The organism is Streptomyces sp. NPDC047017 (assembly GCF_040644175.1).
In the GTDB taxonomy this organism is placed as follows: Bacteria; Actinomycetota; Actinomycetes; order Streptomycetales; family Streptomycetaceae; genus Streptomyces.
This window is the reverse complement of the sequence record NZ_JBEYVW010000003.1, coordinates 324,448-348,651: the sequence shown is the minus strand read 5'-3', so window position 1 is coordinate 348,651 and position 24,204 is coordinate 324,448. Positions and strand designations below refer to the sequence as shown.

Annotated in this window: 23 protein-coding genes; 10 read left to right on the top strand and 13 right to left on the bottom strand. The window is 74.2% G+C overall.

What is annotated here, in order from left to right; genetic code table 11:
- Positions 1-51: 51 nt before the first annotated feature.
- The 3 genes from ABZ858_RS07140 (at position 52) to ABZ858_RS07130 (ending at position 2,669) form a co-directional block, all read left to right on the top strand.
- Positions 52-903, top strand: coding sequence for a TioE family transcriptional regulator (locus ABZ858_RS07140; protein ID WP_361373557.1), 852 nt, complete (start codon positions 52-54; stop codon positions 901-903).
- 113 nt (positions 904-1,016) lie between these two features.
- Positions 1,017-1,658, top strand: a complete 642-nt coding sequence (locus tag ABZ858_RS07135) for a HEAT repeat domain-containing protein (protein WP_361373728.1) — start codon at positions 1,017-1,019, stop codon at positions 1,656-1,658.
- A gap of 6 nt (positions 1,659-1,664) precedes the next feature.
- Positions 1,665-2,669, top strand: coding sequence for a HEAT repeat domain-containing protein (locus ABZ858_RS07130; RefSeq protein ID WP_361373555.1), 1,005 nt, complete (start codon positions 1,665-1,667; stop codon positions 2,667-2,669).
- A gap of 102 nt (positions 2,670-2,771) precedes the next feature.
- On the opposite strand, the gene ABZ858_RS07125 is transcribed toward ABZ858_RS07130, so the two are convergent.
- Both ABZ858_RS07125 and eno read right to left on the bottom strand, forming a co-directional pair.
- A complete protein-coding gene (locus ABZ858_RS07125) occupies positions 2,772-3,251 on the bottom strand; it encodes a hypothetical protein (RefSeq protein WP_361373553.1) in 480 nt (159 codons plus the stop codon).
- Positions 3,252-3,318: 67 nt separating this feature from the next.
- Positions 3,319-4,602 carry a phosphopyruvate hydratase gene (eno, locus tag ABZ858_RS07120; protein ID WP_361373551.1) on the bottom strand — a complete coding sequence of 428 codons (1,284 nt, stop codon included), beginning with the start codon at positions 4,600-4,602 and terminating at the stop codon, positions 3,319-3,321.
- Positions 4,603-4,694: 92 nt separating this feature from the next.
- Here eno and ABZ858_RS07115 point away from each other — a divergent pair, with 92 nt between their 5' ends.
- Both ABZ858_RS07115 and ABZ858_RS07110 read left to right on the top strand, forming a co-directional pair.
- A complete protein-coding gene (locus ABZ858_RS07115) occupies positions 4,695-5,570 on the top strand; it encodes a winged helix-turn-helix transcriptional regulator (protein ID WP_361373549.1) in 876 nt (291 codons plus the stop codon).
- A gap of 238 nt (positions 5,571-5,808) precedes the next feature.
- Positions 5,809-6,432 (top strand): pyridoxal 5'-phosphate synthase, encoded by a 624-nt coding sequence (locus tag ABZ858_RS07110; protein ID WP_361373727.1) that lies wholly within the window; start codon positions 5,809-5,811, stop codon positions 6,430-6,432.
- 97 nt (positions 6,433-6,529) lie between these two features.
- On the opposite strand, the gene ABZ858_RS07105 is transcribed toward ABZ858_RS07110, so the two are convergent.
- Together ABZ858_RS07105 and ABZ858_RS07100 are read right to left on the bottom strand one after the other, a co-directional pair.
- Entirely contained in the window at positions 6,530-7,246 is a 717-nt protein-coding gene (locus ABZ858_RS07105; RefSeq protein WP_361373547.1) for a glycoprotein, read from the bottom strand.
- Entirely contained in the window at positions 7,243-7,767 is a 525-nt protein-coding gene (locus ABZ858_RS07100) for a sigma-70 family RNA polymerase sigma factor (RefSeq protein WP_361373545.1), read from the bottom strand. Before ABZ858_RS07100 ends, ABZ858_RS07105 begins: the two co-directional genes overlap by 4 nt.
- A 714-nt stretch (positions 7,768-8,481) precedes the next feature.
- Here ABZ858_RS07100 and ABZ858_RS07095 point away from each other — a divergent pair.
- Both ABZ858_RS07095 and ABZ858_RS07090 read left to right on the top strand, forming a co-directional pair.
- Positions 8,482-9,306, top strand: a complete 825-nt coding sequence (locus tag ABZ858_RS07095) for an SAM-dependent methyltransferase (RefSeq protein ID WP_361373543.1) — start codon at positions 8,482-8,484, stop codon at positions 9,304-9,306.
- A 276-nt stretch (positions 9,307-9,582) separates the two neighbouring features.
- On the top strand, positions 9,583-10,629 hold the full coding sequence (locus tag ABZ858_RS07090; protein ID WP_361373541.1) for an FAD-dependent monooxygenase: 1,047 nt from the start codon (positions 9,583-9,585) through the stop codon (positions 10,627-10,629).
- Positions 10,630-10,708: 79 nt separating this feature from the next.
- On the opposite strand, the gene ABZ858_RS07085 is transcribed toward ABZ858_RS07090, so the two are convergent.
- A complete protein-coding gene (locus ABZ858_RS07085; protein ID WP_361373539.1) occupies positions 10,709-11,314 on the bottom strand; it encodes a hypothetical protein in 606 nt (201 codons plus the stop codon).
- 82 nt (positions 11,315-11,396) lie between these two features.
- Entirely contained in the window at positions 11,397-11,819 is a 423-nt protein-coding gene (locus ABZ858_RS07080; RefSeq protein ID WP_361373537.1) for a hypothetical protein, read from the bottom strand.
- A gap of 70 nt (positions 11,820-11,889) precedes the next feature.
- Between ABZ858_RS07080 and ABZ858_RS07075 the strand changes: the two genes are divergently transcribed.
- Positions 11,890-12,459 carry an NADPH-dependent FMN reductase gene (locus ABZ858_RS07075; RefSeq protein WP_361373535.1) on the top strand — a complete coding sequence of 190 codons (570 nt, stop codon included), beginning with the start codon at positions 11,890-11,892 and terminating at the stop codon, positions 12,457-12,459.
- A 14-nt stretch (positions 12,460-12,473) separates the two neighbouring features.
- On the opposite strand, the gene ABZ858_RS07070 is transcribed toward ABZ858_RS07075, so the two are convergent.
- From ABZ858_RS07070 to ABZ858_RS07055, 4 genes are all read right to left on the bottom strand, one after another.
- On the bottom strand, positions 12,474-13,136 hold the full coding sequence (locus tag ABZ858_RS07070) for a hypothetical protein (protein WP_361373533.1): 663 nt from the start codon (positions 13,134-13,136) through the stop codon (positions 12,474-12,476).
- A gap of 141 nt (positions 13,137-13,277) precedes the next feature.
- The gene (locus ABZ858_RS07065) at positions 13,278-15,689 is read right to left on the bottom strand and encodes an alpha/beta fold hydrolase (protein ID WP_361373531.1); all 2,412 of its coding nucleotides are present in this window, start codon (positions 15,687-15,689) and stop codon (positions 13,278-13,280) included.
- On the bottom strand, positions 15,665-17,446 hold the full coding sequence (locus ABZ858_RS07060; RefSeq protein ID WP_361373529.1) for an N-acetylglutaminylglutamine amidotransferase: 1,782 nt from the start codon (positions 17,444-17,446) through the stop codon (positions 15,665-15,667). Before ABZ858_RS07060 ends, ABZ858_RS07065 begins: the two co-directional genes overlap by 25 nt.
- Positions 17,447-17,632: 186 nt before the next feature.
- The gene (locus ABZ858_RS07055) at positions 17,633-18,790 is read right to left on the bottom strand and encodes a glutamate--cysteine ligase (protein ID WP_361373527.1); all 1,158 of its coding nucleotides are present in this window, start codon (positions 18,788-18,790) and stop codon (positions 17,633-17,635) included.
- A 347-nt stretch (positions 18,791-19,137) separates the two neighbouring features.
- Here ABZ858_RS07055 and ABZ858_RS07050 point away from each other — a divergent pair, with 347 nt between their 5' ends.
- Positions 19,138-20,340 (top strand): amidohydrolase, encoded by a 1,203-nt coding sequence (locus ABZ858_RS07050; protein WP_361373726.1) that lies wholly within the window; start codon positions 19,138-19,140, stop codon positions 20,338-20,340.
- Between the two features lie 326 nt (positions 20,341-20,666).
- Complete coding sequence (locus ABZ858_RS07045) at positions 20,667-21,200, top strand: hypothetical protein (protein WP_361373525.1); 534 nt, start codon at positions 20,667-20,669, stop codon at positions 21,198-21,200.
- 57 nt (positions 21,201-21,257) lie between these two features.
- On the opposite strand, the gene ABZ858_RS07040 is transcribed toward ABZ858_RS07045, so the two are convergent.
- The 3 genes from ABZ858_RS07040 to ABZ858_RS07030 all read right to left on the bottom strand — a co-directional run bounded on the left by ABZ858_RS07040 (position 21,258) and on the right by ABZ858_RS07030 (position 24,142).
- The gene (locus ABZ858_RS07040) at positions 21,258-22,799 is read right to left on the bottom strand and encodes a hypothetical protein (RefSeq protein ID WP_361373523.1); all 1,542 of its coding nucleotides are present in this window, start codon (positions 22,797-22,799) and stop codon (positions 21,258-21,260) included.
- A 145-nt stretch (positions 22,800-22,944) separates the two neighbouring features.
- A complete protein-coding gene (locus tag ABZ858_RS07035) occupies positions 22,945-23,331 on the bottom strand; it encodes a VOC family protein (protein WP_361373521.1) in 387 nt (128 codons plus the stop codon).
- 10 nt (positions 23,332-23,341) lie between these two features.
- Positions 23,342-24,142: a helix-turn-helix domain-containing protein gene (locus ABZ858_RS07030; RefSeq protein ID WP_361373518.1), complete on the bottom strand. Its 801-nt coding sequence runs from the start codon at positions 24,140-24,142 to the stop codon at positions 23,342-23,344.
- Between the last annotated feature and the right edge of the window lie 62 nt (positions 24,143-24,204).

The window sequence follows — 24,204 nt, the reverse complement described above, 5'->3', positions numbered from 1 at the left end:
AACCTTCGATGGAGACTTGGACAGGGCTGGGGGCGCGATATCGTCGGAAGCATGGGGAGAAACCTTCAAACCGGGGTTCGGCTGCGTCCCGTCGATCTGGCGCGCGGGCACGGGCTGTCCACGCAGGCGGTCAGGAACTACGAGGAGGCCGGCATCCTCCCGGCCGCCGGTCGCACGCCCCACGGCTACCGCACCTACACCCCGCTGCACGCGCGGGCGCTGCGCGCGTTCCTCGCGCTGGTGCCCGGTCATGGGCACCGGACGGCGACGTCGGTCATGCGGGCGGTGAACCAGGGGACGGTCGACGAGGCGTTGCGCCTCATCGACGAGAGCCATGCCCAGCTCCTCGACGACCGGCGGACCCTGCGGGCGGTGGAGGAGGCGCTCCGGGGGCTGGAGTCGGCGGCGGTGGCCGCATCCGGGCAGGCGTCCGGGCCAGGCCGTACGTCCGGATCGGCTTCCGAGGCCGGGGCCCGGGCCGGGTCGGCGTCGGCGTCGGCGTCCGGCGGCAGGTTCATCGGGCCGCTGGCGAAGCAGCTCGGCATCCGGCCCGCGACGCTGCGCAAGTGGGAGCGCGCCGGTCTGGTGCGCCCGGGCCGCGATCCGCGGACCGGGTACCGCGTCTACGGCGAGGCCGACGTGCGGGACGCCCGGCTGGCGCACCAGCTCAGGCGGGGCGGCTACCTGCTGGAGCAGATCGCCCCGCTGATCGCCCAGGTGCGGGCGGCCGGCGGGCCGGAGCCGCTGGCGGCCACCCTGCGCGACTGGCATGGCCGGCTGTCCGCCCGGGGGCGCGCGATGCTGGTCGGCGCCGCCGAACTGGAGGCGTACCTGCGCGAGCGCGCGGAAACTCCCGACCGCGAGGGGGGAAACGGGGTCGTCGGGGACCCGGACCCGGTGTGACGGTTTGACCTTGACACGGTGACAAGGTCTTCACTGCGGTCAAGGAGGTGGTCCCGATGACCAGACCGGACGAGGACGCGCACACAAGGGCGGACGCGACCGCGGACCCGCACATGACACGAACGCTCCAGGCGCTGGAGCACAGCAGCTCATCGGTGCGGATGCGGGCCGCGCTGGCGATCGGCACGTCACCGGACCCGCGGTTCGTGGACGCGCTCGTCGAACGGTGCGCGACCGAGCCCGAGCCGTACGTGCGGGAGACGCTCACCTGGGCGCTCACCCGCCACTCGCCGGCGCTGACGCTCCCCAGGCTCCTCGGGGAACTCCGCTCGGAGCACGCCCAGGCGCGGAGCCAGGCGTTGCACACGCTGTCCAAGATCGGGGACCGGCGGGCGTGGCCGTCGCTCACGCGGACGCTGCTGACCGACGCCGACGACGAGGTGGCGCGCTGCGCCTGGCGGGCCGCGGTGCTGCTCGTGCCGGAGGACGAGGCGTCCGCGCTGGCCGGTGTGCTGGCGACCCAGCTCGGGCGCGGCGGGCGGGCGACGCGGTTGAGTCTCAGCCGGGCGCTGATCGCGCTCGGTGAGGTGATCACGCCGGTCCTGCGGGCGGCGATGACGGACGCCGACCCTCGGGTGCGGGGGCACGCCGAGGACACGGAACGGCTGTGGTACGACCCGGACTCCGGTTCCGAGGACGCGATCGAGGAGGCGCGGCGTGTCGTGGCGCTGGGGACGACCGGCCAGGAGGAGTGACCAGGCGTGTTGATCGGTGAGGTGGCACGGCGGTCCGGGGTGAGCGCACGGATGCTCCGGCATTACGACCGGCTCGGCCTGGTGCGGCCGAGCGGGCGTACCGGGGGCGGCTACCGCGAGTACGCCCGGGAGGACATCCAGCGGATCTTCCACATCGAGAGTCTGCGGTCGCTGGGTCTGTCGCTGCGTGACATCGGGCGCGCGCTGGACGATCCGGGCTTCGAGCCGTCGGCGCTCGTCGACGACCTCGTCCGCCGCACCCAGGAACGCATCGCGGCCGAGACGGAACTGCTGACCCGGCTCCGCCGGATCGGCGCCGCGGAGCCCACCGGCTGGGAGGACGTCCTGCGGACCGTCGCCCTCCTGCACGCGCTGGGGTCGGAGAGCCCGGGGAAGCGCCAGAGCGCGGCCCTGTCCTCGGCCGGGCAGGCCGCGGTGCCGGTGGAGGCCCTGGTCGAGGCGGCGTTGCACGAAGCGGACCCGAACGTCGCGGGCGCCCTGCGGTGGGCACTGGCGCAGTCGGGTGGCAGCGGACTGGAACTGCTGGCGGAGGGCCTGGGCTCGCCGGTGGCCGAGGTGCGCGGACGTGCTGTCCGGGCCATCGCCGAGATGCCGGCCGAGGAGGCGACCGCGCTGCTGCGGGACGCGCTCACGCACCGCGACGTGGAGGTCCGCCGGTGCGCGGCCGTGGCGCTCGGGTCCCGCGGCGTGGCCGACGCGGTGCCGACGCTCATCGACATGATCGCTGAGGGCGCGAACGACGTCGACGCGGCCGACACGCTGAGCGCCCTGGCGCACGAGCCCGCGCTGGCGGACCGGATCGCCACCGGGCTCGTCGACCGCCTCACCCGGAACGCCCCGTCCCCGTCCGCGCGCCGAGGGCTGACGCAGGCGCTCGGGGACATCCCCGGGCCCACGACGTCACGCGCCCTGGCTCAGCTGTCCCAGGACGAGGACCGCGCCGTCGCGCTCACCGCGGCCTACCTGCTCGGGCTGCGCGAGACGCGGTGACGCCCGCGCCGTTCGACAAGGCCCCGACTGCGGTCTCGTCGAACGGCGTGCGAAGCTGTGCGCCCCGTGGAACGGCGGTCGGCGTTCAGCAGCCGTAGGCGTTCAGCAGCCGTCGTCCGGTTGCTGCGGGACGAACTCCAGCCGGGCGTGGTCGTCGGCCGCCAGGGCCTGGTCGTAATCGGTGCTGGTCACCCGGTACCAGACGTCGTCCACGCTGTCGTCGCCGTCCACGTCGTCCAGGCGCACGCACCAGCGCTCCGGCTGGACCTCCTCCTGGTACATCTCGGTGCCGCTGCGGACCTTGCGGCAGTCCTGGTAGTCCTCGGTGGTGTACCAGGTACGGGTCTTGCGCTCCTTGCCGGAGCCCGACGAGGAGGTGTGGCGGACCTGGCGGGTCCGGGTCGTGCACTTCCTGACCAGGCGCGGGCGGACGGCCTGTGCGGTCTGCCGGGAGACGTGCCGGGCGGTGTCCTTCAGGCCGGACACAGGGTCCGGTGTCTCGTCCTCCGAGCTGCCGCAGGCGGCCGGCCCGGCCAGCAAGGCGGCCGCCACGGCCACGGCTCTCAGCCGGTTGCCGAACATGTGTCTCCCCCCGTCGTCGGACGCGTAGCGTATCCGACACGTCGGACCACTACGGGGGGGGAGCACGCTAGCGGCGCAGCCCCAACGCCTCCGCGCCCGCGTAACGGGCCTGGGAGCCCAGTTCCTCCTCGATGCGCACGAGTTGGTTGTACTTGGCGGTGCGGTCGGAGCGGGAGAGGGAGCCCGTCTTGATCTGGCCGCAGCCGGTGGCGACGGCGAGATCGGCGATGGTGGTGTCCTCGGTCTCGCCGGAGCGGTGGGACATGACGACGGTGTAGCCGGCCCGATGGGCGGTGGCCACGGTGGCCAGGGTCTCGGTCAGGGTGCCGATCTGATTCACCTTGACGAGGACCGAGTTGGCGATGCCGTCGCGGATACCGGCGCGCAGCAGGCTCTCGTTGGTGCAGAAGACGTCGTCCCCGGTGAGCTGGCAGCGCTCCCCCAGCCGGGTGGTCAGCTCGCGCCAGCCGTCGTGGTCGTCCTCGGCCATCGGGTCCTCGATGGAGGCGACGGGATAGCGGTCGACGAGACCCGCGAGGTAGTCGGCGTGCTCGGCGGGGGTGCGGCGGACGCCCTCGCCGGCGTAGTCGTAGACGCCGTCGCGGAAGAACTCCGAGGTGGCCGGGTCCATGACGATCGTGATGTCGGTGCCGGGCTGGTAGCCGGTCCGTTCGATGGCGCGGACGACGAAGTCCAGCGCCTCCTCGGCGGTGGTCAGCTGGGGGGCGAAGCCACCCTCGTCACCGACGCTCACGCTGTGGCCGGCCGCGCGGAGGTCGCCGCGCAGGGTGTGGAAGACCTCCGAGCCCATGCGGACGGCCTCGGCGAACTTGGCCGCGCCGATCGGCGCGATCATGAACTCCTGGAAGTCGAGCGGGTTGTCGGCGTGGGCACCGCCGTTGACGATGTTCATCATCGGCACCGGCAGCAGGCGGGCGTCGACGCCGCCGACATAGCGGTACAGCGGCAGCCGGTGGGCGGCCGCGGCGGCCTTGGCCGTGGCCAGGGAGACACCCAGCAGCGCGTTGGCGCCCAGGCGTGACTTGGTGTCCGTACCGTCCAGTTCGATCATGGCGCGGTCCACGGTCGCCTGGTCCTCGGCGTCGAGTCCGACGACGGCGTCCGCGATGGTCTCGTTCACGGCGTCGACCGCGCGCCGTACGCCCTTGCCGTGGAAGCGGGCCGGGTCGCCGTCGCGCAGCTCGACCGCTTCCCGGGCCCCGGTGGAGGCACCCGACGGCACGGCGGCGCGGCCGAGGGAGCCGTCCCGCAGTTCCACGTCGACCTCGACGGTCGGGTTGCCCCGGCTGTCGATGATCTCCCGTGCGACGACCCGGCCGATGGCGGTCATGATGCGGCTCCTCATGCTGGCCCACGCGTCGGCGAGCGATAAGTTTCGTCGAGAAACAAAGTGAGTCCTGAAAAGGAACGTACTAGGGGCGCATGAGGATGCGCAACGCCGACGAGACATGCGGCATCGCCGGGGCCGCCCTGGTCCTGGGCGACTGGTGGAACGTGCTGGTGCTGCGCGAAGTCGCCCGCGGGCACGTGCGTTTCGACGCGCTGGCCGCCGAGATCGGCCTGTCCCGGAAGGTGCTCACCGAGCGGCTGGGGCGGCTGGTCGCGAGCGGGGTGCTGACGCGCAGCCTCTACCAGCGGCGTCCGGTGCGCCACGAGTACCTGCTCACCGACGCCGGCGCCGCGCTGCTGCCGGTGCTGGTCGCCATGCAGGACTGGGGCGACCGGTGGGTGCTGGGCGACGGCTCCCTCACCGCGACGGCCGACGAGGACGGCGCCGAGCACGCCCGTGTGCACGCCCTGACCGGTACGCGCCTGCCCGAGGACCTGAACCTGCCCGGGCCGGGCGGGGAGAGCCTGCCCGTCGTCCCTCCGGACGCCGCCGCCACCGTGCTGTTCACCTATCCCGGCACCGGCGTCGAATGGGGCGAGCCGCCGATACCCGGCGCCGCCGGGTGCACCCTGGAGAACCGGCTCTTCCGGGACGCCTGGCCCGAGTTCCGGCGCTCGGGCGTCGCCGTACGCGGCGTGAGCACCCAACTCGTCCACGAACAGGAGGGGTTCGCGCGCGCCGAGCAGGTACCGTACCCGCTGCTCTCCGACGCCGCCCACCACCTGGCCGCGGCCCTGCGGCTGCCCGCCTTCCGCGGTGCGGGACGGCTGCGGCACAAGCGGCTGATCCTGGTCGTCGACGCCGAACGCACCGTACGGCACACCCTGTTCCCGGTCGTCGACATCCCGTACGCGGTCGACCGGAGCCTGCGCCTGGCCGTCGAGTGCGGCGGCCGCAGCACGGCGTGAGCCCGCTCCCACCGCCCCGGCGGCGCCTTGTGAAGACACGTGAAGGAGAGGACATCCTGTGAGGGAACCCACCGCGTCGAACGGCGCCTCCCAGCCGGACCGGACCACTCGGTCGGATCGCCCCGCCCGGCCGGACCGGACCGCCCCGGCGGACCTCACCGCCCCGGCGGGTCCGGCCGCCCGCCGCGGCGGTCCCGGTGAGCCCGTGAGCGTACGGGAGTGGCTGCGCGGCCTCGACGTGTTCGCGGGTCCGCCGGCCGAGTTCGACCCGTCCCGCGCCCCCGCCGAGCCGGCCGGCCTGTTCCTGGACTGGCTGAGGGAGGCCGTCGCCGCGGGTGTGCCCGAGGCGCACGCCATGACGCTCTCCACGGTCGGGGAGGACGGCGGCCCGGACGCCCGGGTGCTCATCCTCAAGAACGTGGACGAGGACGGCTGGCAGTTCGCCGTGCACGCCGACAGCCCGAAAGGCCGTCAACTGGCCGGGCGGCCGCGTGCGGCCCTCACCTTCCACTGGCCGCTCCTGGGGCGGCAGGTGAGGGTGCGGGGCGGCGTCGAGCCCGCGTCCCCCGGGCGGAGCGCCGCCGATCTGCTGGCCCGCGGGGCGACCGCCCGCGCCGAGGTCCTGCTCGGCCGGCAGAGCGAGCACCTGGAGAGCCCCGGGGAACGTGACCGCGCCTTCCGGGCGGCGGCGGCCCGGATCGCGGCCGAACCCGGTCTGGTCAGCCCGGAATGGACGTTGTGCACCCTCGTTCCGACCGCCGTCGAGTTCTGGCAGGCGGACAAGGACCGCCTGCACGACCGGCTGCGCTACGAACGCCCCGACCGCCACAGCATCTGGGAACGCCACCGGTTGTGGCCGTAACCCCGGGGAGAGGGAGACGACAGGGCACGCGCTCTCCCCCGCCGAGAGCCGCGCCCGAGCCTGTCCGGGCACGAGCCTGTCCGGGCACGAGACCGGATCAGTGCGCGCCGGTCTCGTGCCCGGACAGCCGGGTGAGGGAGCGGTCCGGGCGGGGGATGACGCCGAAGTCCTCGTCCTCCGCCTCGACGGGCAGGCTGTGGATGACCGCTTCGAGCCGGGCCGGCAGGATCGGCCGCCGGCCCTGCCAGCAGCGGCAGATCAGGTCGCGGCGGACCGCCTCCGACAGCAGGGGCCGCTCGCGGCGCCGGACCGGGGCGGCCGGGCGGGCGGTGGGCGCGGGGGTGTGTGCCTGGGCGCGCCAGTAGCGGGCCGTGCGGTGTTCGGCGCGCTGCTCGTGGACGAGGTAGAGGCAGAAGGCCGCGGTGCGGTTGCCGGCGCCGGCGGCGAACTCGAACCAGAACTGGGCCTGTTCGCGGTACGTGGCCAGGTGGAGCAGGGCGGCGAAGACCAGGGCGCCTTCCGGCTCCGTCCGCTCGGCGTCGACGAGCCGGGCGAGGCTGAGATGTGCCTGCGGGGCGCCGACGACGAGGGTGGCGGCCAGGTCGAGATCGTGCGCCGCCTGTTCGTGGACCGTGCGGTACGGGGAGGGCGGGGACGTCCGTGTGCCGGGCCGGGGGGCGAGGGCGGCGGCGCGGGCCGTGACGCGCCGCAGGGCGGCGTCGGTGTCGTAGTCGTCGTAGGCGGTGGTGAGGGCCTGTGCCTCCTGGAGGGCGGCGTCGATGCCGGGAGCGGGGTCGTGGTGGGTGCGCGTCACGGTCGGTGGTCCGTCTCCTGGTAGGGGATGTGGAGTTCCTTGGCGAGGGAGCGGCGGGCGTGGCGGATGTGCGAGCGGACCGTGGCCGTGTCGATGCCGAGGTACTCGGCGACCTGCTCCTCGTCCTTGCCGAGCAGGAAGCGCAGGACGATCACGTCGTAGCGGCGTTCGGGCAGGGCCGAGATCGCCGTGTAGAGCCCTATCTCCTGGGAGATGACGTGCAGTTCGTCGCGCATCTCGTACATCAGGAGTTTCTGGATCGCGGTGAGCATGGCCGCGTCGCCCACCTGGGGTGATATGCCCCGGTCGTCGAGCCATCGCTGCACCTCCTCCTTGAGCACCATCCAGGCGTAGCGGGGCACGGACTCCTGGAGCAGGACGTGCGGCCAGGTGGCCTTGAGGCGGGCGCAGGCGGCGTCCACCACGGACTCGGCGGCCCGCCGGCTGCCGACCTGGGTGTGCGCGTAACGCATCCACAGCTTGCGGTGGTAGGCGTGGAAGGCGCCGAAGGTCAACGCCATCCGGCCCGGGCGGTCCGCGGCCGGTCCGGCACGGTGCCCGCGGGGGCCGTCGAGGGCGGGCGTCATCGCGCCTCGCCCGCACGGAGGGCGCCTTCCGGGGCGCGGGGACCGGCGGGCGCGGCGGGGGCGGTGGGAGCGGTGGGAGCGGTGGGAGCGCCGGGCTGGTGGTGGGGCCGGCGCACTCCGGTCCGCGCTCCGGTCCATACGCCGGTCCGCGCTCCGGTTTGCGCAGCGGTCCGCGCGGCGGCGGGCGGCAGGTGCCGGCCGGTCCGGTGCGGGACGGGGGCATAGATCCGGGCGGCGGTCCCCCAGACCGTCAAGGTGTCCAGATCGAGGTCCACGGGCGTGGCGTCCTTCGGCTGTGCACCGCGCCGCTCCATGGTGGAACGGGGTCGGTGCGGGACAACTCGTGTCCCACTCGTCAGCCAACCGGATGAACGGCTCCCGCGTGCAGGAGACGACCCAACTTCCTCTACGCAGCGCAATAATACGATTACTCAAGCGCAGGGTGGAGGGCGTTTCGCCCCGAGAAGGCCCTGCTCGTCCCCCTGAAGGGCCGCGCGCCGGCCGACGCTGGCCGGTACCGCCCGGTTGTCCGCGTCGTCGCCCGGGCAGGAAGCTGGAGCCGGGGCGGGGCGGGACGGGGCGGCGCGGCCCGGGGTGTGCGGTGGGCGAGGTGGACGTCATCGACGCGGGAGCCGAGGGGGACAGGCGATGGACGACGTCAATGAGACCGCCGCGGACGTGGTGGACCTGGAACTGGACCGGGCCCACTCGGCCCGCATGTACGACTACTTCCTCGGCGGGATCACCAACTTCCCCGCCGACCGGGAGGCCGCCGGCCGGGCGATGGCCGCCTTCCCCTCCATCCTGGTCGCCGCGCGGAGCAACCGCGCTTTCGTCGCCCGCTCGGCCCGCCACCTCGCGCGGCTGGGCATCGACCAGTTCCTGGACATCGGCACCGGCATCCCGACCTCGCCGAACCTCCACGAGGTCGCCCAGGCCGTCAATCCCCGCGCGCGCGTCGTCTACACCGACAACGACCCGATCGTCCTGGCCCACGCCCGCGCGCTGCTGCGCAGCCACCCCGAGGGCGGTACCGCCTACATGCAGGCCGACGTCACCGACCCGGACGCCCTGCTGAACCACCCGGTCCTGCGGTCCGGACTCGACTTCGCCAGGCCCGTCGCGCTCAGTCTGAACGCCCTGCTGCACTTCGTGACCGACGAGCACGACGCGCACGCGATCGTCGGCCGCCTCAAGGACGCGCTGCCCTCGGGCAGTGCCCTGACGATCAGCCACGTCACGCCCGAGTTCGATCCCGAGGGCATCGCCCGGCTCACCGCCGCCTACCGGGCGGCCGGGACCCCGGGACAGGCGCGCACCCGGGAGGAGATCGCCGCCTTCTTCGACGGCTGGGATCTCATCGAGCCCGGACTCACGCCCATCCTGCGCTGGCGCCCCGACGCCGATGCCGCACCCCGCGACGTCAGCGACGCCGAGGCCGCCTGCTACGCGGGCGTGGCGCGCAAGCCCTGAACCGCCGCGGCCGGGCACGGACGCGAGCACGGGCACCGGAACCGGAACCGGAACCGGGACCGGAATCGGAATCGGAATCGGAATCGGAATCGGAACCAGAACCAGAATCGGCACCGGCACCGGCACCGGCACGCCAGATGGCCGAACATCGGCGGTCGGCGGGGCGCGTGGTTCAGGACGTACGGCCGATGGCCGAAAGCGCTGTTGATCAGTGATCCGGAGCGGGGTGAAGCTGAGGGAGCGGACGCAACGTCACGTCTCGACAGTGGAGGCCGCATGAAGATCCTGATCTCTGGAGCGAGTGTCGCGGGCCCGGCCCTGGCCTACTTCCTGCACCGCGACGGCCACCGGGTGACCGTCGTGGAACGGGCGCCGGCCCTGCGGCAGAGCGGCTGGGCCATCGATTTCCGGGGCGCCGTCTTCAAGGTGCTGGAAGAACTGGACATCCTTTCGGAGGTACGTGCCCACGCCACCGGGATGACCGGCACCGACGTGCTGGACGCGGACGGCGACAAGATCGACGAACTGCCCGCCGACGTGTTCTCCGGCGAGCTGGAGGTGCCCAAGCGCGACCTGACCCGCATCCTCCACGCGCACACGGCGGACGCGGTGCGTTACGTCTTCGGCGACTCCATCAACCGCATCGAACAGGACGACAGCGGGGTGCGGGTCGGCTTCGAGCGGGCCGACCCGGAGAGCTACGACCTCGTGGTCGGCGCGGACGGCATCTACTCGGTGGTGCGCCGCCTGGTCTTCGGCCCGCACGCCGAGGCGGTGCACCACCTCGGGCTGTCCGGCGCCGGGTTCAGCACGGCGAACCACCTCGGGCTGGACCACCGCGGGGCCCTGTGGCAGCAGGCCCCCGGCCGCCGGGCCTACCTGTACAGCGCGGCGGACCCCGACCGGATGAGTGTCGGCTTCTTCTTCCCCACCGACTCCCCGGCGCTGGACCTGCTGGGACGCGCCGAGCAGGAGCGGGCCCTGCGCGAGCACCTGGCCGGTGGCGGCTGGATCGTGCCCCGCCTGCTGGCGGACATGGCCGACGCCTCCGACTTCTACTTCTTCTCGGCCGCCCAGGTGCGCATCGACCACTGGTCCGCGGGCCGGGTGGTGCTGCTGGGCGACGCCGGGTACTGCGCCTCCCCCACGTCCGGGCTGGGCACCTCGCAGGCCCTCATCGGCGCGAGCACCCTGGCCCGCCATCTCGCGCAGACCGGCGGCGACCACACCAGGGCCTTCGAGGACTACGAGTGGGAGATGCGCCCGTATGTGACGGAGAACCAGGAGAGGGGACGCACGGGAGCGGAACGCTTCGCCGAGTGACGCGCGGCGGCCCAGGGTGGGCCGGGCGGCAGCCCGGGGCCGGGCCGCGGCCGTGCCGTGGGGCGGTGCAGGCCCGCCGTCACCACCCTTGGGGGCCGTCGAAGGGGCCACGGGACTTGTACAGCCGCTCGCGCTCCGCCAGGACCGCGTCCACCGCGTCCCGCACCGGGCTGTACCGCCTGGCCGCTTCGGCCGCCCGCACGGCCGCCGTCAGGCGGTCGACCGCGAGGGTCCGCCTGATCCCGGCCGCCTGGGCGTCGCGCCAGTTGTCCACCGACCACCACAGCCGGGTCAGGTGGGCGCTCTCGTCGGGGTCCAGTCCGAGAGCCGCCCAGCTCTCCGGCTTCTGCGCGGCCCAGCCGCCCAGCTGGGCATCGCGCAGCGTGTCGAGCACGGACAGTTCGACGCCACCCACCTCGGTCCCCAGATCCGCCCACTGCTGCGCCGAGTACCCCTTGACCAGGCTGTCCCGCTCCAGCGCGCGCAGCAGCGCCAACACCGCGAGGGCCGACACGGGCGGCGGGTCGCCGGGGCCGGGGCGCCTGCCGCGCCGGGCGGCCGACGCGTCGGCGATCCGGTCGGCGATCACGAACGGAAGGGAGGGCAGGGGCAGCGCCTTCAGCGCCGCCAGGAGGTCCCGGCGGCTCGGCGGATACGCCCGCTGTCCCTGCCCGTCCTCTCCCATGCGCCCGCTCCCTCCCCGTGGCTGCCGTTCCGGACGTCCATCGCACCGCACAACTCGCCCACAGAACAGTGGACTTGCCGCGTCAGGATGCGGGACGGTCGTAGCGGCGGTCGTAGGCGTCCGTGTCGACGGGCAGGTCGCGGCGGTTGTCCAGCTGCCACCGTACGGCCGCGGCGGCCGTCCAGGCCGGGATCTCCAGCTCCGCCGCCCGCTGCCGGTCCTCGCCCGCCCGTTCGTGCACCTCGTCCCAGCCTCGCCGCCTGCCCCGCTCGGAGAGCGCGGCCCCCAGCAGGGCCTGGTCGCGCAGGTCACGGCGGACCTGGGCGAGGACGTCCGCCACCGCGACGAACCCGCGCCCGGACGCGGTGCCGTGCGCGTCGGCCATGGCGTCCACGACCTTCTTGCGCGCGGCCGCGATCAGCCATGACTCCAGCGCGGCCAGCCGCCTGCGCCGCTCCCCGCGCCGGCGCCACTCGCGATGTGCTCGCCTCAGCCGACCCAGCACAAGTCCGCCCCTCGATGTCCCGGCTCGTCCCGCTGCCCACCAGCGTAGCGAGGAAAGGTAAGTTGGGCGGATGTCCGTACCACCGATGATTCTGTTGCTGTCGGGGAGCCTGCGCGCCGGCTCCACCAACGAGGCCGTGCTGCGTACCGCGCAGGACGTGGCGCCGTCCGCGCGGGTGCGTGCCGTCCGGTACGACGGGCTGGCCGCGCTCCCGCACTTCAACCCCGATGACGACACCGATCCCCTGCCCGCCCCGGTGGCCGCTCTGCGCGCGGCGATCGACGAGGCGGCCGCCCTGCTCGTCTGCACGCCGGAGTACGCGGGCACGCTGCCGGGTTCGTTCAAGAACCTCCTGGACTGGACGGTCGGCGGTACGGAGATCTGCGACAAGCCGGTGGCCTGGGTGAACGCGGCGGCCCCCGGCCGGGGCGAGGGTGCGGAGGCCACGCTGCGGACGGTCCTGGGATACACCGGCGCCGCCGTCGTCGAGCCGGCCTGCGGGCGGCTCCCCGCGTCCCGGGCCGCGGCCGACACGACCGGCGTGTTCACCGACCCGGCGGTCCGCGCCCGGCTCACCGACGTGCTGGACCTGCTGGCGAAGGCGGCGGCAGGCGCCGCGGAGGTATCCGGCCAGGGGTGAGTCCTCGCCCGCGGTCAGGGCCGGTGCCCGGCGACGCCCACCGTCGTCGTGACCCGCACCAGGCCGGGCCGGTGGGGTGTCGAGCCGAACCCGAACCGGACCGGCGGCCGCACGGCGGCGAGGGCGCCGAGGTCGCGGCCGGCGAGCACGGCGGTCGCGGCGGTGATCGGGCGCAGATCGCGCGCGCCGTACCACTCGCGGCGCCCGCCGCCGGCCGTCCCCCGCGTGCGCACGCCCAGCAGGAGCCGGGCCGGTAGGTCCGTCACCAGCGTCCAGAGGGGACTCCCGGCCAGCGCCCCGGGGACCGCCCGCAGCAGCAGTCCCGCCGGGCCGCGGCGGCCCACGGTGAACCGCAGGTCGAGCAGCGGCCCCGCGGTGACGGCCCAGCCGTCCCCGGGACTGACGCGGACCCGTACGGGGACGACCCGCACCTCGTCGAAGGAGTACGTCCCGGCGATGAACCGGGCCGTGCGCCGGGTGGGCGCCAGCAACAGGCGGTGGCCGTCGGGCCGTTCGATCATCACGTCGTCGAACGCCCCGAAGGGCGAGCGGACCCAGTGGCCGAGCACCAGCCGGGTCCCGGACGCCGTTCCGACACCCGCGATCCAGCCGTCGAAGCGCAGCCGGTCGCGAGGTGCGGTCCGGTGCGCGTGCCGCAGCAGTCGACAGGACACCACGCCCCCCGGCTCCCCCGGAGCGACACCGCCGAAACCAGCCGGGCGGCGGCCTGGCAGTTGTGTGGCCGCGGCGCAGTCGGGCCGCTGCGGCTCCCGCCCCGGCGGACGGCCGTCGCCCAGGCGGACGGCTGTCGCCGCCGGTCAGTCGGCCAGGTGCTGCTGCAGCCAGTCGGCGGCGGCGCGGCGGAAGTGCCGGCGGTTGTCGGCGCGCAGGAAGTCGTGGCCCTCGTCGCGCAGGGTGAGCAGTTCGGCGGTGACGCCGCGTTCGCGGGCCGCGCGGACGAACTGCTCCGACTCCCCCGGCGGGACATTGGTGTCGTGCTCCCCGTGCACGGCGAGCACCGGGGCGCGCAGCGCGTCGATGCGGCTCATCGGGGACAGCGCGTGCAGCAGTTCGCGGTCGTCCACCGGGTGGCCGTACTTGTTGGCCGCCGACTGGGCGATCCAGGGTTCGGTGCCCTCGAAGAACGTGGCGAAGTCGGACATCCCGCACACCGCCACGCCGGTACGGAAGAGGTCCGGGTGCCGCACCAGGGAGGCGAAGGTGAGGTAGCCGCCGTACGAGTGGCCCATGACCGCCAGCCGCCGGGGGTCGGCCGGCCCGGCCAGCACCGCGTGGGCTGCGCAGTCCGCGACGTCGTCGATGGCGGCGAACCGGCCTCTTCCGAGGTCCGCGTCGACGAACGACCGGCCGTATCCGGACGAGCCGCGGACGTCGGGGGCGAAGATGTCCAGCCCGCGGCCCAGGATCTCGTGGTAGAGCGGATCGAGGACCGGGCGTTCCTGATCCTCGGGGCCGCCGTGCAGGTGGATGACGCAGGGGGCCGGGGCGCCGGGGCCGCGTCCCGGTGCCCTGTAGTACCAGCCGTTCAACGGCAGCCCGTCGCGTGCGGCCGGGCGGCGGTGGACGGGGCGTACGGGCGGGCGGCCCGGGGGTACGGCGTCCTCGTCCCGTGACGACCACGGGGTGCGCACCAGGCTCACGCCCTCGGGCAGCCACCAGATGCCGGGGCGGCGCTGGGAGCCCGACAGGGCCAGCAGCAGGCGGGGGCCGGCGTCCACGACACGGGTGGCCACCTCGTGGGGCAACGGGAGGGCGCGGGGCGGGCCGGTGGCGGCCCCGGCGGGTGCGGAGGGGTCCGTGTCGCGGATCTCCACCTCGCTCGTGCCCCGGACGTTCCAGGCCAGTACGGCGGTGCCGCCGTCGTGGCCGCAGCGCAGCAGTTCGAGATCGGTGTCGTCGCGTGACGCCTCGACGGACCAGCGGTGCGGCCGGCCCTCCTGGTCGAGCGCGGCGACGAGCAGGGCCGCGAACTCCCGGCCCGTGTTGCTGCGCAGCCAGAGGGTGTCCGCGCGGGGGGAGAAGCTGCCGATCCACGGGTCTCCGTCGGCCACCGGAACCGTGCAGGTCGTCACGTGGTCGGTGGTGCGCAGCACGACCGCCTCGCGCCGGCCGCGGGGGCCCCGGCGCAGCAGTGCGAGGGTGCCGTCCCGGCTGAGGTCGCACACGCGCAGGGTCGCCGCGTCCTTCTCGGTGGCGAGCAGGACGGGTGCGGTCACGCCGTCGGGGTCGATGAGGTAGGCCGACAGTCCGTCGCCGAAGCCGGCCGCCGGGGCGGCGCGCCTGTCGTCGTGGGCGGTGGTGTGGCTGTCGTCCTGGCTGCCGAGCGCCGTCGTACCGGCTGTGAGGGGGGACGGCGGCCGGCCGGGGCCATGGCGCGGCGGAGGCGTGTGGGGTGCCCCGCCGAGGAGTCGCGCATCGCCCATGCGGCTGCGCCAGTGGTCCGGCAGCCGCCCCGGGGAACGGCCGGGGGCGGCCGGTGCGGGCTCCGGCGGGGTGTCCGGGGCGGTCAGGTCGGCGATACCGGTCAGGCCGGTGGGGACCGCGACGGTGACCGCGAGCGCCGATCCGTCGTGCGCCCAGCAGCCCAGGTGGGCGGAGCTGCCCGGCTCGGCCCCGGCCAGGATGTGCCGCTGGGTGCCGTCGGGGCGTACGCACAGCACCCGGGTGTGTTCTCCGCCGCCGGGAGCCGTGCTGTAGGCGATCCAGTGGCCGTCGGGCGACCAGGACACCTCGCGGACCGGGTCGGGTCCGTCGTCGAGCAGGCGCACCGCGTCGCCGTCGACGGGCCCCGCCCAGAGCTGGGGTACGCCGCCCCGGTCGCAGATGAAGGCGACCTGTGTCCCGGCCGGGTCGGACGAGGGGTACCAGCAGCCGTGCGCGATCAGCCGCGTGGTCGCCTCGCGCGGCCCGGAGGCGTCCGCCAGGGGGATACGGGCGGGCGCCGCGAAGGCGGGGTCGCGGCCGTCCGGGTCAGGGGCCGGGGCGGGTGGCGGGTCGGCGGTCGGTGCGAGGTGTGCGGTGGCGGCCCGCTCGCCCGCGTACTCGGCGGTCCCGTCGAGTACGTCGGCTCCGGCGGTCCCGGCGAGCCCGTGGGCCCCTTCGATCCCGCCGGCCCCTCCGGCCCCGGCAGCCCCCTCGCTTCTGTGCGTCCCGGGCGCCGTGTGCTCCGTACGGTGTGCTCCGGTCAGATTCCGTGCGTCTGCAGCCATATCTCCAGCAAAGCCACTTGCCACAGCGCGTTCGCTCCGCGCTTGGTGCGGTGTCGGTCGGGGGCCGCCAGAAGTCCGGCGACATAGGAGTCCTGGAAGAGGCCGCGCCGCTTCGCTTCCGGCGCGTCGAGCGCCTCGCGCACCCTGGCCAGGACGGGTCCTGCCATGTGGGTGATCGCGGGGACCGGGAAGTAGCCCTTGGGCCGGTCGACCACCGCGTGCGGCAGCAGTTTGCGGCCGGCCTCCTTCAGGACGCCCTTGCCGCCGTCGGCCAGCTTGAGTTCGGGCGGGCAGGCGGCCGCCAGCTCCACCAGTTCGTGGTCCAGGAACGGCACCCGGGCCTCCAGGCCCCAGTCCATGGTCATGTTGTCGACCCGCTTGACGGGGTCGTCCGCCAGCATCACCTGCGTGTCCAGGCGCAGGGCGGCGTCGAGCGCGGTCTCGGCGCCCGGCGCGGCCATGTGTTCCCGTACGAACCGGCCGGAGACGTCGTCGCGGGGCAGCATGTCCGGTTGCAGCATGGCGGCGAGGTCGGCGTGGGGGCGGTCGAAGTACGTCTCGGCGTACCGCTCCGGTTCCTCCTCGCGGGCCGCGTCGGCCAGGCGCGGGTACCAGTGGTAGCCGGCGAAGATCTCGTCGGCGCCCTGGCCGCTCTGGACGACCTTCACGTTCCGGGCCACCTGCTCGGACAGCAGATGGAACGCCACCACGTCGTGGCTCATCATGGGTTCACTCATCGCCCGGACCGCCGCGTCCAGGGCCGTCGAGACCCGGTGCGAGGGGACCACGAGCTGCTGGTGGTCGGTGGCGAACTCCTTGGCGATCAGGTCGGAGTACTCGAACTCGTCCCCCACGTCGTCGCCCTCCGACTCGAAGCCGACGCTGAACGTGGCCAGGTCCCGCTGCCCCTCGTCGGCCAGCAGCGCCACGATCAGGCTGGAGTCCAGTCCGCCGGAGAGCAGGACGCCGACCGGGACATCGGCGACCATCCGCCGGCGTACGGCGGTGCGCAGCGTCTCCAGCACGGCGTCGCGCCACTCGGTGGGGCTCATGCCGGCGTGCTCCGGGCGGCGCGTGCAGGACGGCTGCCAGTAGCGGTGGTCCTCGTGGGTGCCGTCCGGCTCGACGACCCGCACGGTGGCCGGGGGCAGCTTGCGCACCCCGGCGAGGACGGTACGGGGCGCGGCCACGGTCGCGTGCCAGCTGAGGTACTGGTGCACCGCGGCCGGGTCCAGCGACGTGTCGACGCCGCCACCCGCGAGCAGGGCGGGCAGCGAGGAGGCGAACCGCAGCCGGCCGGGGGTCCGGGTCAGGTAGAGGGGCTTGACGCCGAGCCGGTCGCGGCCCAGGATCAGCCGTCCGGTGCGGTGCTCGACCAGCGCGAAGGCGAACATGCCGTAGAACCGGTCGACGCAGGCGGTGCCCCATTGCCGGTACGCGTTGAGGACGACCTCGGTGTCGGACGTGGACCGGAACCGGTGGCCCAGGGCCTTGAGTTCCTCGCGCAGTTCCGCGTAGTTGTAGACGCACCCGTTGAAGACGCCGGTGACTTCCTGCCGGGCGTCGGTCATGGGCTGGGCGCCGCGCTCGGAGAGGTCGATGATCTTCAGCCTGCGGTGCCCCAGTGCCACGGCGCCCTGGGACCAGAGCCCGTCGCCGTCGGGGCCGCGGGCGGCGAGGTGGTCGGTCATGCGCTCGACGGCCGCCAGGTCGGGCCGGGTGCCGTCGAAGCGTATCTCTCCGCTCAGACCGCACATCCGCGACCACCTCCCGGCCGCACATCGGGGTCGCGCGGGTCGCGCGGCGGTGAGGTGCGCGCGGGCCCGTCCGTCGGTATGTGGTCGGGGCTGGATGGCACGGTACCGGTTCTCCTTCGTGACGGGGACGGGGACAGGGACGGGGCCGGGTACGGGGGGCCTGTGAGCCGCCCGGACCGGGGGCTGTCAGGGGCCTACGGTTCTCGCCGGGGAGGCGATGTGCCGGGCGGGGCCGGCGGCGGGCCGTGGCCGGGGGTGGTCGTCGCCGCGGGTCTCCGCGATCGCCAGGTCCGTGCAGGCCAGCAGGTCCTCGTCGGCGGCGGCACGGCGTATGCGCCGGGAGGCGCTGCCGTCCGCGAGCGCCCGCTCGGCGAGGTCACGGACCGTGGCCCAGTCGCCGGCGCCCTCCAGCGCCGGGCGCACCCGTGCCAGCAGGCCGCGGACGACCTCGGCGGCGGGCGCCTCGTGCCGGGTGCGGGGGTCGACCAGGGTGCCTTCGAGACCGGCTCGCGCGGCCCGCCAGGCGGCGGCCCGCAGCCATTCGTGCCGGCCCGTGCAGGCGGGGGCGCCGGCCGTCTCCAGCCGCTCGCGGGCGTCGGTGACCAGGGCGCGGAAGAGCCCGGCGATCAGCACGACGGTCTCGGCGCGGGGGCAGGCGTCGCAGACGCGCAGTTCAAGGGTGCTCTGGTGGGCCGAGGGCCGGATGTCGTAGTAGATCATTCCGGCGTCGCTGATGACCCCGGAGTCGATCAGGGAGGCCACGGCCGCGTCGTACGCGGCGGCGTCGGCGTAACATCCCGGCGGCCCGGCGGTGGGCCAGCGCTGCCACAGCATGGTCCGCCAGCTCGCGTAGCCGGTGTCGGCGCCCAGCCAGAAGGGGGAACTGGCGGACAGGGCCAGCAGCACGGGCAGCCACGGCGCCACCTCGCACATGACGCGTACCGCCACGTTACGGTCGGGGATGTCGACGTGGACGTGGGTGCCGCAGATCAGCTGTTCGTCGGCGAGCATGCCGTAGTCGTCGACCATGCGGCGGTAGCGGCGGCCGGGCGTGGGGAGGATGTCCGCCGTGCGGGCCAGCGGGACCGTCCCGGCGGCCACCACGGCCAGGCCGTGCGCGGTCGCCGCGGCGTCCAGCCGGCGCCTGGTGCCGACGATGTCGCGGTGCAGGCCGTCCAGGGACGCGTGCACCCCGCTGTTCGTCTCCACCGTCGCCTGCTGCAACTCCGTCGTGAAGGTCGGCCGGGGCAGCTCCTCCAGCACGGTGCCGGCCCGGGACACGAGCAGGCCGGTCTCCACCTCGACGATGTGGAACTCCTCTTCCACTCCGATGCGAACGGTCACGGCACTCCTCGGATGACAACGGGCGGCCGACTGCCTCGCCCGGGGACCGGCCCGCCCGGCCGGATCACCGGCGGCGGGGGCTGTGCACCTCCGACTTCCCCTCTGGCCCATTGCTAAGCGGAGGCCCTCCTTCACGATGCGGACGGCACGGTCCCAGCGACGTTCGGTGCGTGCACCGACCGTGTCGCTCCGGCGACACGCCGGAACCGGCGGGTGTCGTGACGCCGGTGGGTGGCACCCGCCGCAGTGGTACGCGCCCTGTGACCGCACCCGTACGCCGAGGAGGCAAGGTGACTCGCACGTCCGACGATGTCAGCGACGACGTGAACGGCGATGACACCGGCGACATGAGCGGTGATGTCCACGACCGGCTCCGCGCGGAGGTCGCCGGGCGGGCGGACACCCTGTGGGAGATCGCGCTCGGGCTGCACGCCGACCCCGAGTACGCCTTCGCCGAGCACCGGGCCGCGGCCCGGCTGACGGCGGAGCTGGAGCAGGCCGGTTTCACGGTGGAGCGCCCGGTGGCCGGTATGGCGACCGCGTTCACCGCCCGGTCGGGCCACGGCCGCCCTGCCGTCGCGCTGCTGCTGGAGTACGACGCCCTGCCCGGCCTCGGGCACGCCTGCGGGCACCATCTGATCGCGGCCGCCGGCCTGGGCGCGGCGCTCGCGGTCGACGCGGTGCTCGGCGGCTCCGCCGGATGCGTGCTGGCGATCGGCACCCCGGCCGAGGAAGGCGGCGGCGGCAAGGCGGTGGAGGCGGAGGCCGGTGTCTTCGACGAGGTCGACGCCGCCCTGATGTTCCACCCGGGGGTGCACAACTGGACGCGGGCGCCGCTGACCGCACAGGTGCAGTACCGCGTGGCGTTCCATGGACGCGCCGCGCACCCCACCGGCGACCCGACCGAGGGCGTCGACGCCCTGGCGGCGCTGATCGAGCTGTTCAACGTCCTCTCCGCGCTGGGCCGGCGCTTGCCGGAAGCCTCCCACGTCCAGGGCATCGTGACCGCCGGCGGCACGGCCACCAACATCGTCCCGGAGTACGCGGAGGGCGTGTTCGGCCTGCGCGCGGCCACGACCGGGGCACTGGAGGACCTGATCGGTCAGTTGCGCACCTGCGCCGAGGGCGTCGCCCTGGCCACCGGCACCAGGGCCGAGGTCACCCGCGCCACGACCCGCTACGAGCACTTCCGCGACAGCGGCGTGCTGTCCGAACGGTTCGCCGGACACCTGTCCCGAGCGGGGATCGACCTGACGCCGCCCGCCCCGGGCGTCTACCTGGGCTCCTCCGACATCGGCAACGTCAGCACGCGCGTACCGGCCATCCACCCGTTCGTCGCGATCATGGACGACGGCTCCGACCACACCCCCGAGTTCGCCGCGGCCGCCGCGTCCCCCCGGGCCCGCGAGGTACTCGTCGCCGCGACCGGCGCGCTGGCGTGCACGGCCGCGGACGTACTGCTGAACACGGAGCTGCGGGAGGAGGCGTGGACGCACCACCGGGAGGCGGCGGCCGCCACCCGGCCGGCATCATCACCCGCGCGCCCGTGACCGCGACTCGGAACTGACCACGGCAGCGACGCCTGACTCTCCCGGCCTGCGAGCCAGGTGTTCCCTCTGCGGGAGCGTCCTCGCGTATTCACCGTCCACGACGCGACACAGCATTGCCGTGGCCCTCCACCAAATCCACACCCAGCTCGACCCGTTGAACAGCTCGCGCTTCAGCCGCCCAGTGATCTCCAGGTCCCTGCACGGACTGCCAAGGGGGGAGAGCCGAAAGGGAGAGCGCTGTCGGTGCCTTCTGGCAGGGTGCCCCGCATGAAGCAGCACTCGCACGGACCAGGCCGCCTCAGTACGGGCCATCGGGACAAGAGCTGATGGGCGACTGCTTCCAGACGATCGTCGACATCGATGCGAGCCCCGGGGAGGCCGAGGCGCTCGGGGCTCGGGTGGTGGCGTGGCTGGTTGCCGAGCAGATCGTGCTTGCCGAGCAGACGTACGAGATGTTCGGCAAGCCGGTGTACTCGCCGGGGCCGCGGTGGGACGACGTCACAGAGCGGCGAGTGCCGGGCGGCTGCGACGGCCTCACCGCCGTCACCGGCCCTAGCGTCTTCTGGGGCTCTCTCGGCGCGGACGCGTCCCCCGTGTGTCCGCGCTGCTCGTCGCCGGCCACGGACGCGCCCTGGCCGGAGGCCGTGCACACCTGGCAGACAGCCGGCGCAGCCACATTGCGCTGCCCGACGTGCGGCTGCCCGGTTCCCCTGCCCGAGTGGTGCTGGACGGACGACAGCTTCGCCTTCGCCCATCTCGGCTTCGAGATCTGGAACGCGGCCCGGCTGCGGCCGGGGTTCGTCGCGGAGTTCGGCCGCGTCCTGGGCCACCGGATACGTACGGTCGCCGGCAAGCTCTGACGGTCCAGCTCCGAGCCCGAACAGTCCTCCGCCTCGCGGACGTATTACTCGGGGCGGCTACGGCGCCCCGGTAGGAGGGCCTGGCACCGGCCCCATGATGTGTGACATCGCAGCAGGCGGCAGGGACGGGTTGGCTGCTGCCGCTTCCGCCACTTGGTGGTTCGGGTCGTTGAGCAGGTGCAGGACGACGGGCGGTGGCAGGGACGGGTGGGCGGCGGCGATGGGCCTTGACTGGTCGTCCGCCAGGCAGGCGAGGAGTGCCGTGGCGGTCGCCCTGGGGTGTCGGGCGACCTCGCGGAGCACCTTCCGTACCGGTGGTCGGTGGCGGGTGAGGTCCTCCAGCAGTGCCGGGGGTGTGCCCGGGTTGGCCGCCACGGCGGTGAGGACTCGGGCACCGTGCCGGGCGACCATGGTGCGCAACTGCTGCTCGGTGAGGCCCGGGTGCGGTGCGATGGACTTCAGTACCTTCGCGTCGGGGTCGTCGGCCAGCCGGTCGCGGACGTGGGCTGGGAGATCGCGTCGCCGGGCCACGAGCATGCGGGTGGACGGGTCCGGTGACGTGGCCAGTTGCTCGGTCTCGGCGGGGGACGCGGTGGCGATCCGGGGCAGGAGAGTGGGGCCGATCCTGGTGGTACGGGCCAGGTGGGCGAGGACGTCGAGCGGTACGCGGGGGTGTTGGGCGAGCGCACGGCGTACGGCCGGGTCGCGGTCGTCGGCCAGGACACGGATCAGGGCGTCGTCGATGGCGGGGTTCTCGGCGAGGTCGGCGCGGATGCCGGGGACGGGGTCCTCGGCGAGGCTCGCGCACACCTTCGGGGGAAGGTCCGGGCGGCCGGCCAGCGCCCAGCGCAGCAGCGCCGAGGGGTGGTCCGCGAAGGGAGCAGCGGCCTCGGTGGGGGTGGTGGGGTTACGGAGTGCCGCTTCCCGTATGTGGTGCACGGCGGATGCGTGGGAGCCGTCGCAGGATGCGCCCGGCGGGAGGTGGCAGTCGGGCCGGGGGCACTGCGGGGCGTGGACGAAGGGTGTCTCATGCTGGTCGCAGACCGCGCAGTGTCGCGGCGCCGGGAGCCCTACCCCGGTCAGCAGTGCCGCCAGGGTGGCCGGGGGCGTCGACTCGTTGGCCGCCACCGCGCGGCGGACCTCGGCGTGCGGATGCGTCGCGAGTCCGGCCGCCGTGTTCGCCGGGGCCCACAGCGCCAGTTCGACGACCACCCGTACCTCCGGGTCCGCCGCGAGCCGCTCCACCACGTCGGAGGGAAGGCCGGGGCAGGCGGCCAGCTTCTCGCGGCGTTCACCGGCCGGGTCCGTCGCGAGGAGTCGCGCCCACTCCGGCGGGCCGATGCCCTCGTCGAGCAGGGCGAGGGCGGCGTCGGGCCGCGTACGCGGATCGATGTCGGCGGCGGTGAGCCGGCCTTCGGCCGCGAGCCGCGCCGCGCTCCCCCGCACGCGGGCGACCAGCGCGGCCGCCTGCGCGCGGCTGAGGTCGGCGCGGCCGGCCAGGTGGAAGGCGATGTCGTCGTCCGCGACGGCTGTCAGCCGGTCGACCGTCTCGGACGGCAGGGCCGGGTTGGCGGCGAGGCCGCACAATATGTGGTGCACAAGGGCATCCTGCCCCGGAACCCGGCGGTGGACCGAGTCTCCGGTGCCGGGACGGCGGGTACCGGTACGAACGGTGCCGGGACATCCGGCGCCTGTCGGTGCCGGAGTGCCCGCAGTGCCCGCAGTGCCCGCAGTGCCCAGTGTGCTAGTCGAGGTCCCCGCTGAGTACCCACAGGTGTCCGAACGGGTCCTTCACCCTGCCCTGGCGTTTGCCGTAGGGGCGGTCCTCCACCGGGATCACGATGTGGGCACCGAGCTGGGCCATGCGGTCCGCCGTCGCGCCCGGGTCGGGCAGGTCGATCATGAGGAGGACGGGTGAGCCGCCCACCGACACGGGATCGAGCCAGCCCCACTCGTCGACGCTCTGGGCCAGCGCGAAGGACGCCCCGCCCAGGGTGAGTTCGGCGTGGATGACGATTCCCTGGTCGTCGGCCACCCGTGAGGTCAGGTCGGCGCCCAGGGCCTTGGTGTAGAAGTCGATCGCCGCGTCGGCGTCGGAGACGAGCAGCTTGGGCTGGAGTTCACCGGTCATGGCTCGATGATCACGGCGTAGGGCGCCTCCAGCCTTGTAGATTTCGGCCTTCCTCCGCGAGCCACGCGGTCGGTGTCGTCCGCATGAGGTCGTGGAAGTCCCGCACCAGATGACTCTGGTCGTGGTAGGCGCTCTCGGCCGCGACCTGGGCCCAGGAGTCGGCCCCGGCGCCGGCCCGGCGGACGGCGGCCGCCAGCCGTGCGACGCGTGAGGCGTACTTCGGGCCGATCCCGACAGCGTCGTGCATCACCTGGCGCAGCCGGCGCGGGCTCAGGTGCACCCGCCGTGCGACGTCCTCGGCGGGCACCTGTCCGTGCCCGGCCTGGATGATCTTCAGGGCCTCGACCGCGTACGGGGACACGCCGGGCCGGGTGGCCCCGTCGAGGCGTTCGAGCAGCCGGCGCCGCATGAGCGCGGCCCGCAGGCCGGCCGGGTGGTCCGCCAGTTCCTCGCCCAGCCGGCTCATCCACGGCAGCAGGGCCTCGGCGCCGACACCGCCCGCGTCCACTTCGCTGAGGGGCACTCCGATGAGCCGTTGCGCGGCCAGCGGCGACAGCTCGACGTACACCATCGGCTGGTGGGGCAGCAGGGCGAGGACGGGGGTGGCCGTGCCGGGCCGCATCATGCCGGTGACCACGGCCTGCATGCGCCGGGTCTCGTCGCCGTACCGCACGTCGATGGGTGCCCCGAGGCTGACGACCAGGCGGGACGACAGGGCCGGAACGGCCCTGTGCGGGCGGGGCGGGCCGGTGTGTTCGCTGGCGGCGACCACGCCGATGCCGGCCGCGTGACATGCCTGACGCAACTCCACCGGGTCATTCTCTCATCGTCCGGGCGCCCGGGCGCCTCCGCGCGTCGCCCGGCGGACGCCAC

Coding starts and splice junctions, on each gene's coding strand:
- ABZ858_RS07140 (WP_361373557.1), top strand. CDS start 52: ATGGGGAGAAACCTTCAAACCGGGGTTCGGCTGCGTCCCGTCGATCTG.
- ABZ858_RS07135 (WP_361373728.1), top strand. CDS start 1,017: ATGACACGAACGCTCCAGGCGCTGGAGCACAGCAGCTCATCGGTGCGG.
- ABZ858_RS07125 (WP_361373553.1), bottom strand. CDS start 3,251: ATGTTCGGCAACCGGCTGAGAGCCGTGGCCGTGGCGGCCGCCTTGCTG.
- eno (WP_361373551.1), bottom strand. CDS start 4,602: ATGACCGCCATCGGCCGGGTCGTCGCACGGGAGATCATCGACAGCCGG.
- ABZ858_RS07115 (WP_361373549.1), top strand. CDS start 4,695: ATGAGGATGCGCAACGCCGACGAGACATGCGGCATCGCCGGGGCCGCC.
- ABZ858_RS07100 (WP_361373545.1), bottom strand. CDS start 7,767: ATGGCGTTGACCTTCGGCGCCTTCCACGCCTACCACCGCAAGCTGTGG.
- ABZ858_RS07095 (WP_361373543.1), top strand. CDS start 8,482: ATGGACGACGTCAATGAGACCGCCGCGGACGTGGTGGACCTGGAACTG.
- ABZ858_RS07090 (WP_361373541.1), top strand. CDS start 9,583: ATGAAGATCCTGATCTCTGGAGCGAGTGTCGCGGGCCCGGCCCTGGCC.
- ABZ858_RS07085 (WP_361373539.1), bottom strand. CDS start 11,314: ATGGGAGAGGACGGGCAGGGACAGCGGGCGTATCCGCCGAGCCGCCGG.
- ABZ858_RS07075 (WP_361373535.1), top strand. CDS start 11,890: ATGTCCGTACCACCGATGATTCTGTTGCTGTCGGGGAGCCTGCGCGCC.
- ABZ858_RS07065 (WP_361373531.1), bottom strand. CDS start 15,689: ATGGCTGCAGACGCACGGAATCTGACCGGAGCACACCGTACGGAGCAC.
- ABZ858_RS07060 (WP_361373529.1), bottom strand. CDS start 17,446: ATGTGCGGTCTGAGCGGAGAGATACGCTTCGACGGCACCCGGCCCGAC.
- ABZ858_RS07050 (WP_361373726.1), top strand. CDS start 19,138: ATGAGCGGTGATGTCCACGACCGGCTCCGCGCGGAGGTCGCCGGGCGG.
- ABZ858_RS07045 (WP_361373525.1), top strand. CDS start 20,667: ATGGGCGACTGCTTCCAGACGATCGTCGACATCGATGCGAGCCCCGGG.
- ABZ858_RS07035 (WP_361373521.1), bottom strand. CDS start 23,331: ATGACCGGTGAACTCCAGCCCAAGCTGCTCGTCTCCGACGCCGACGCG.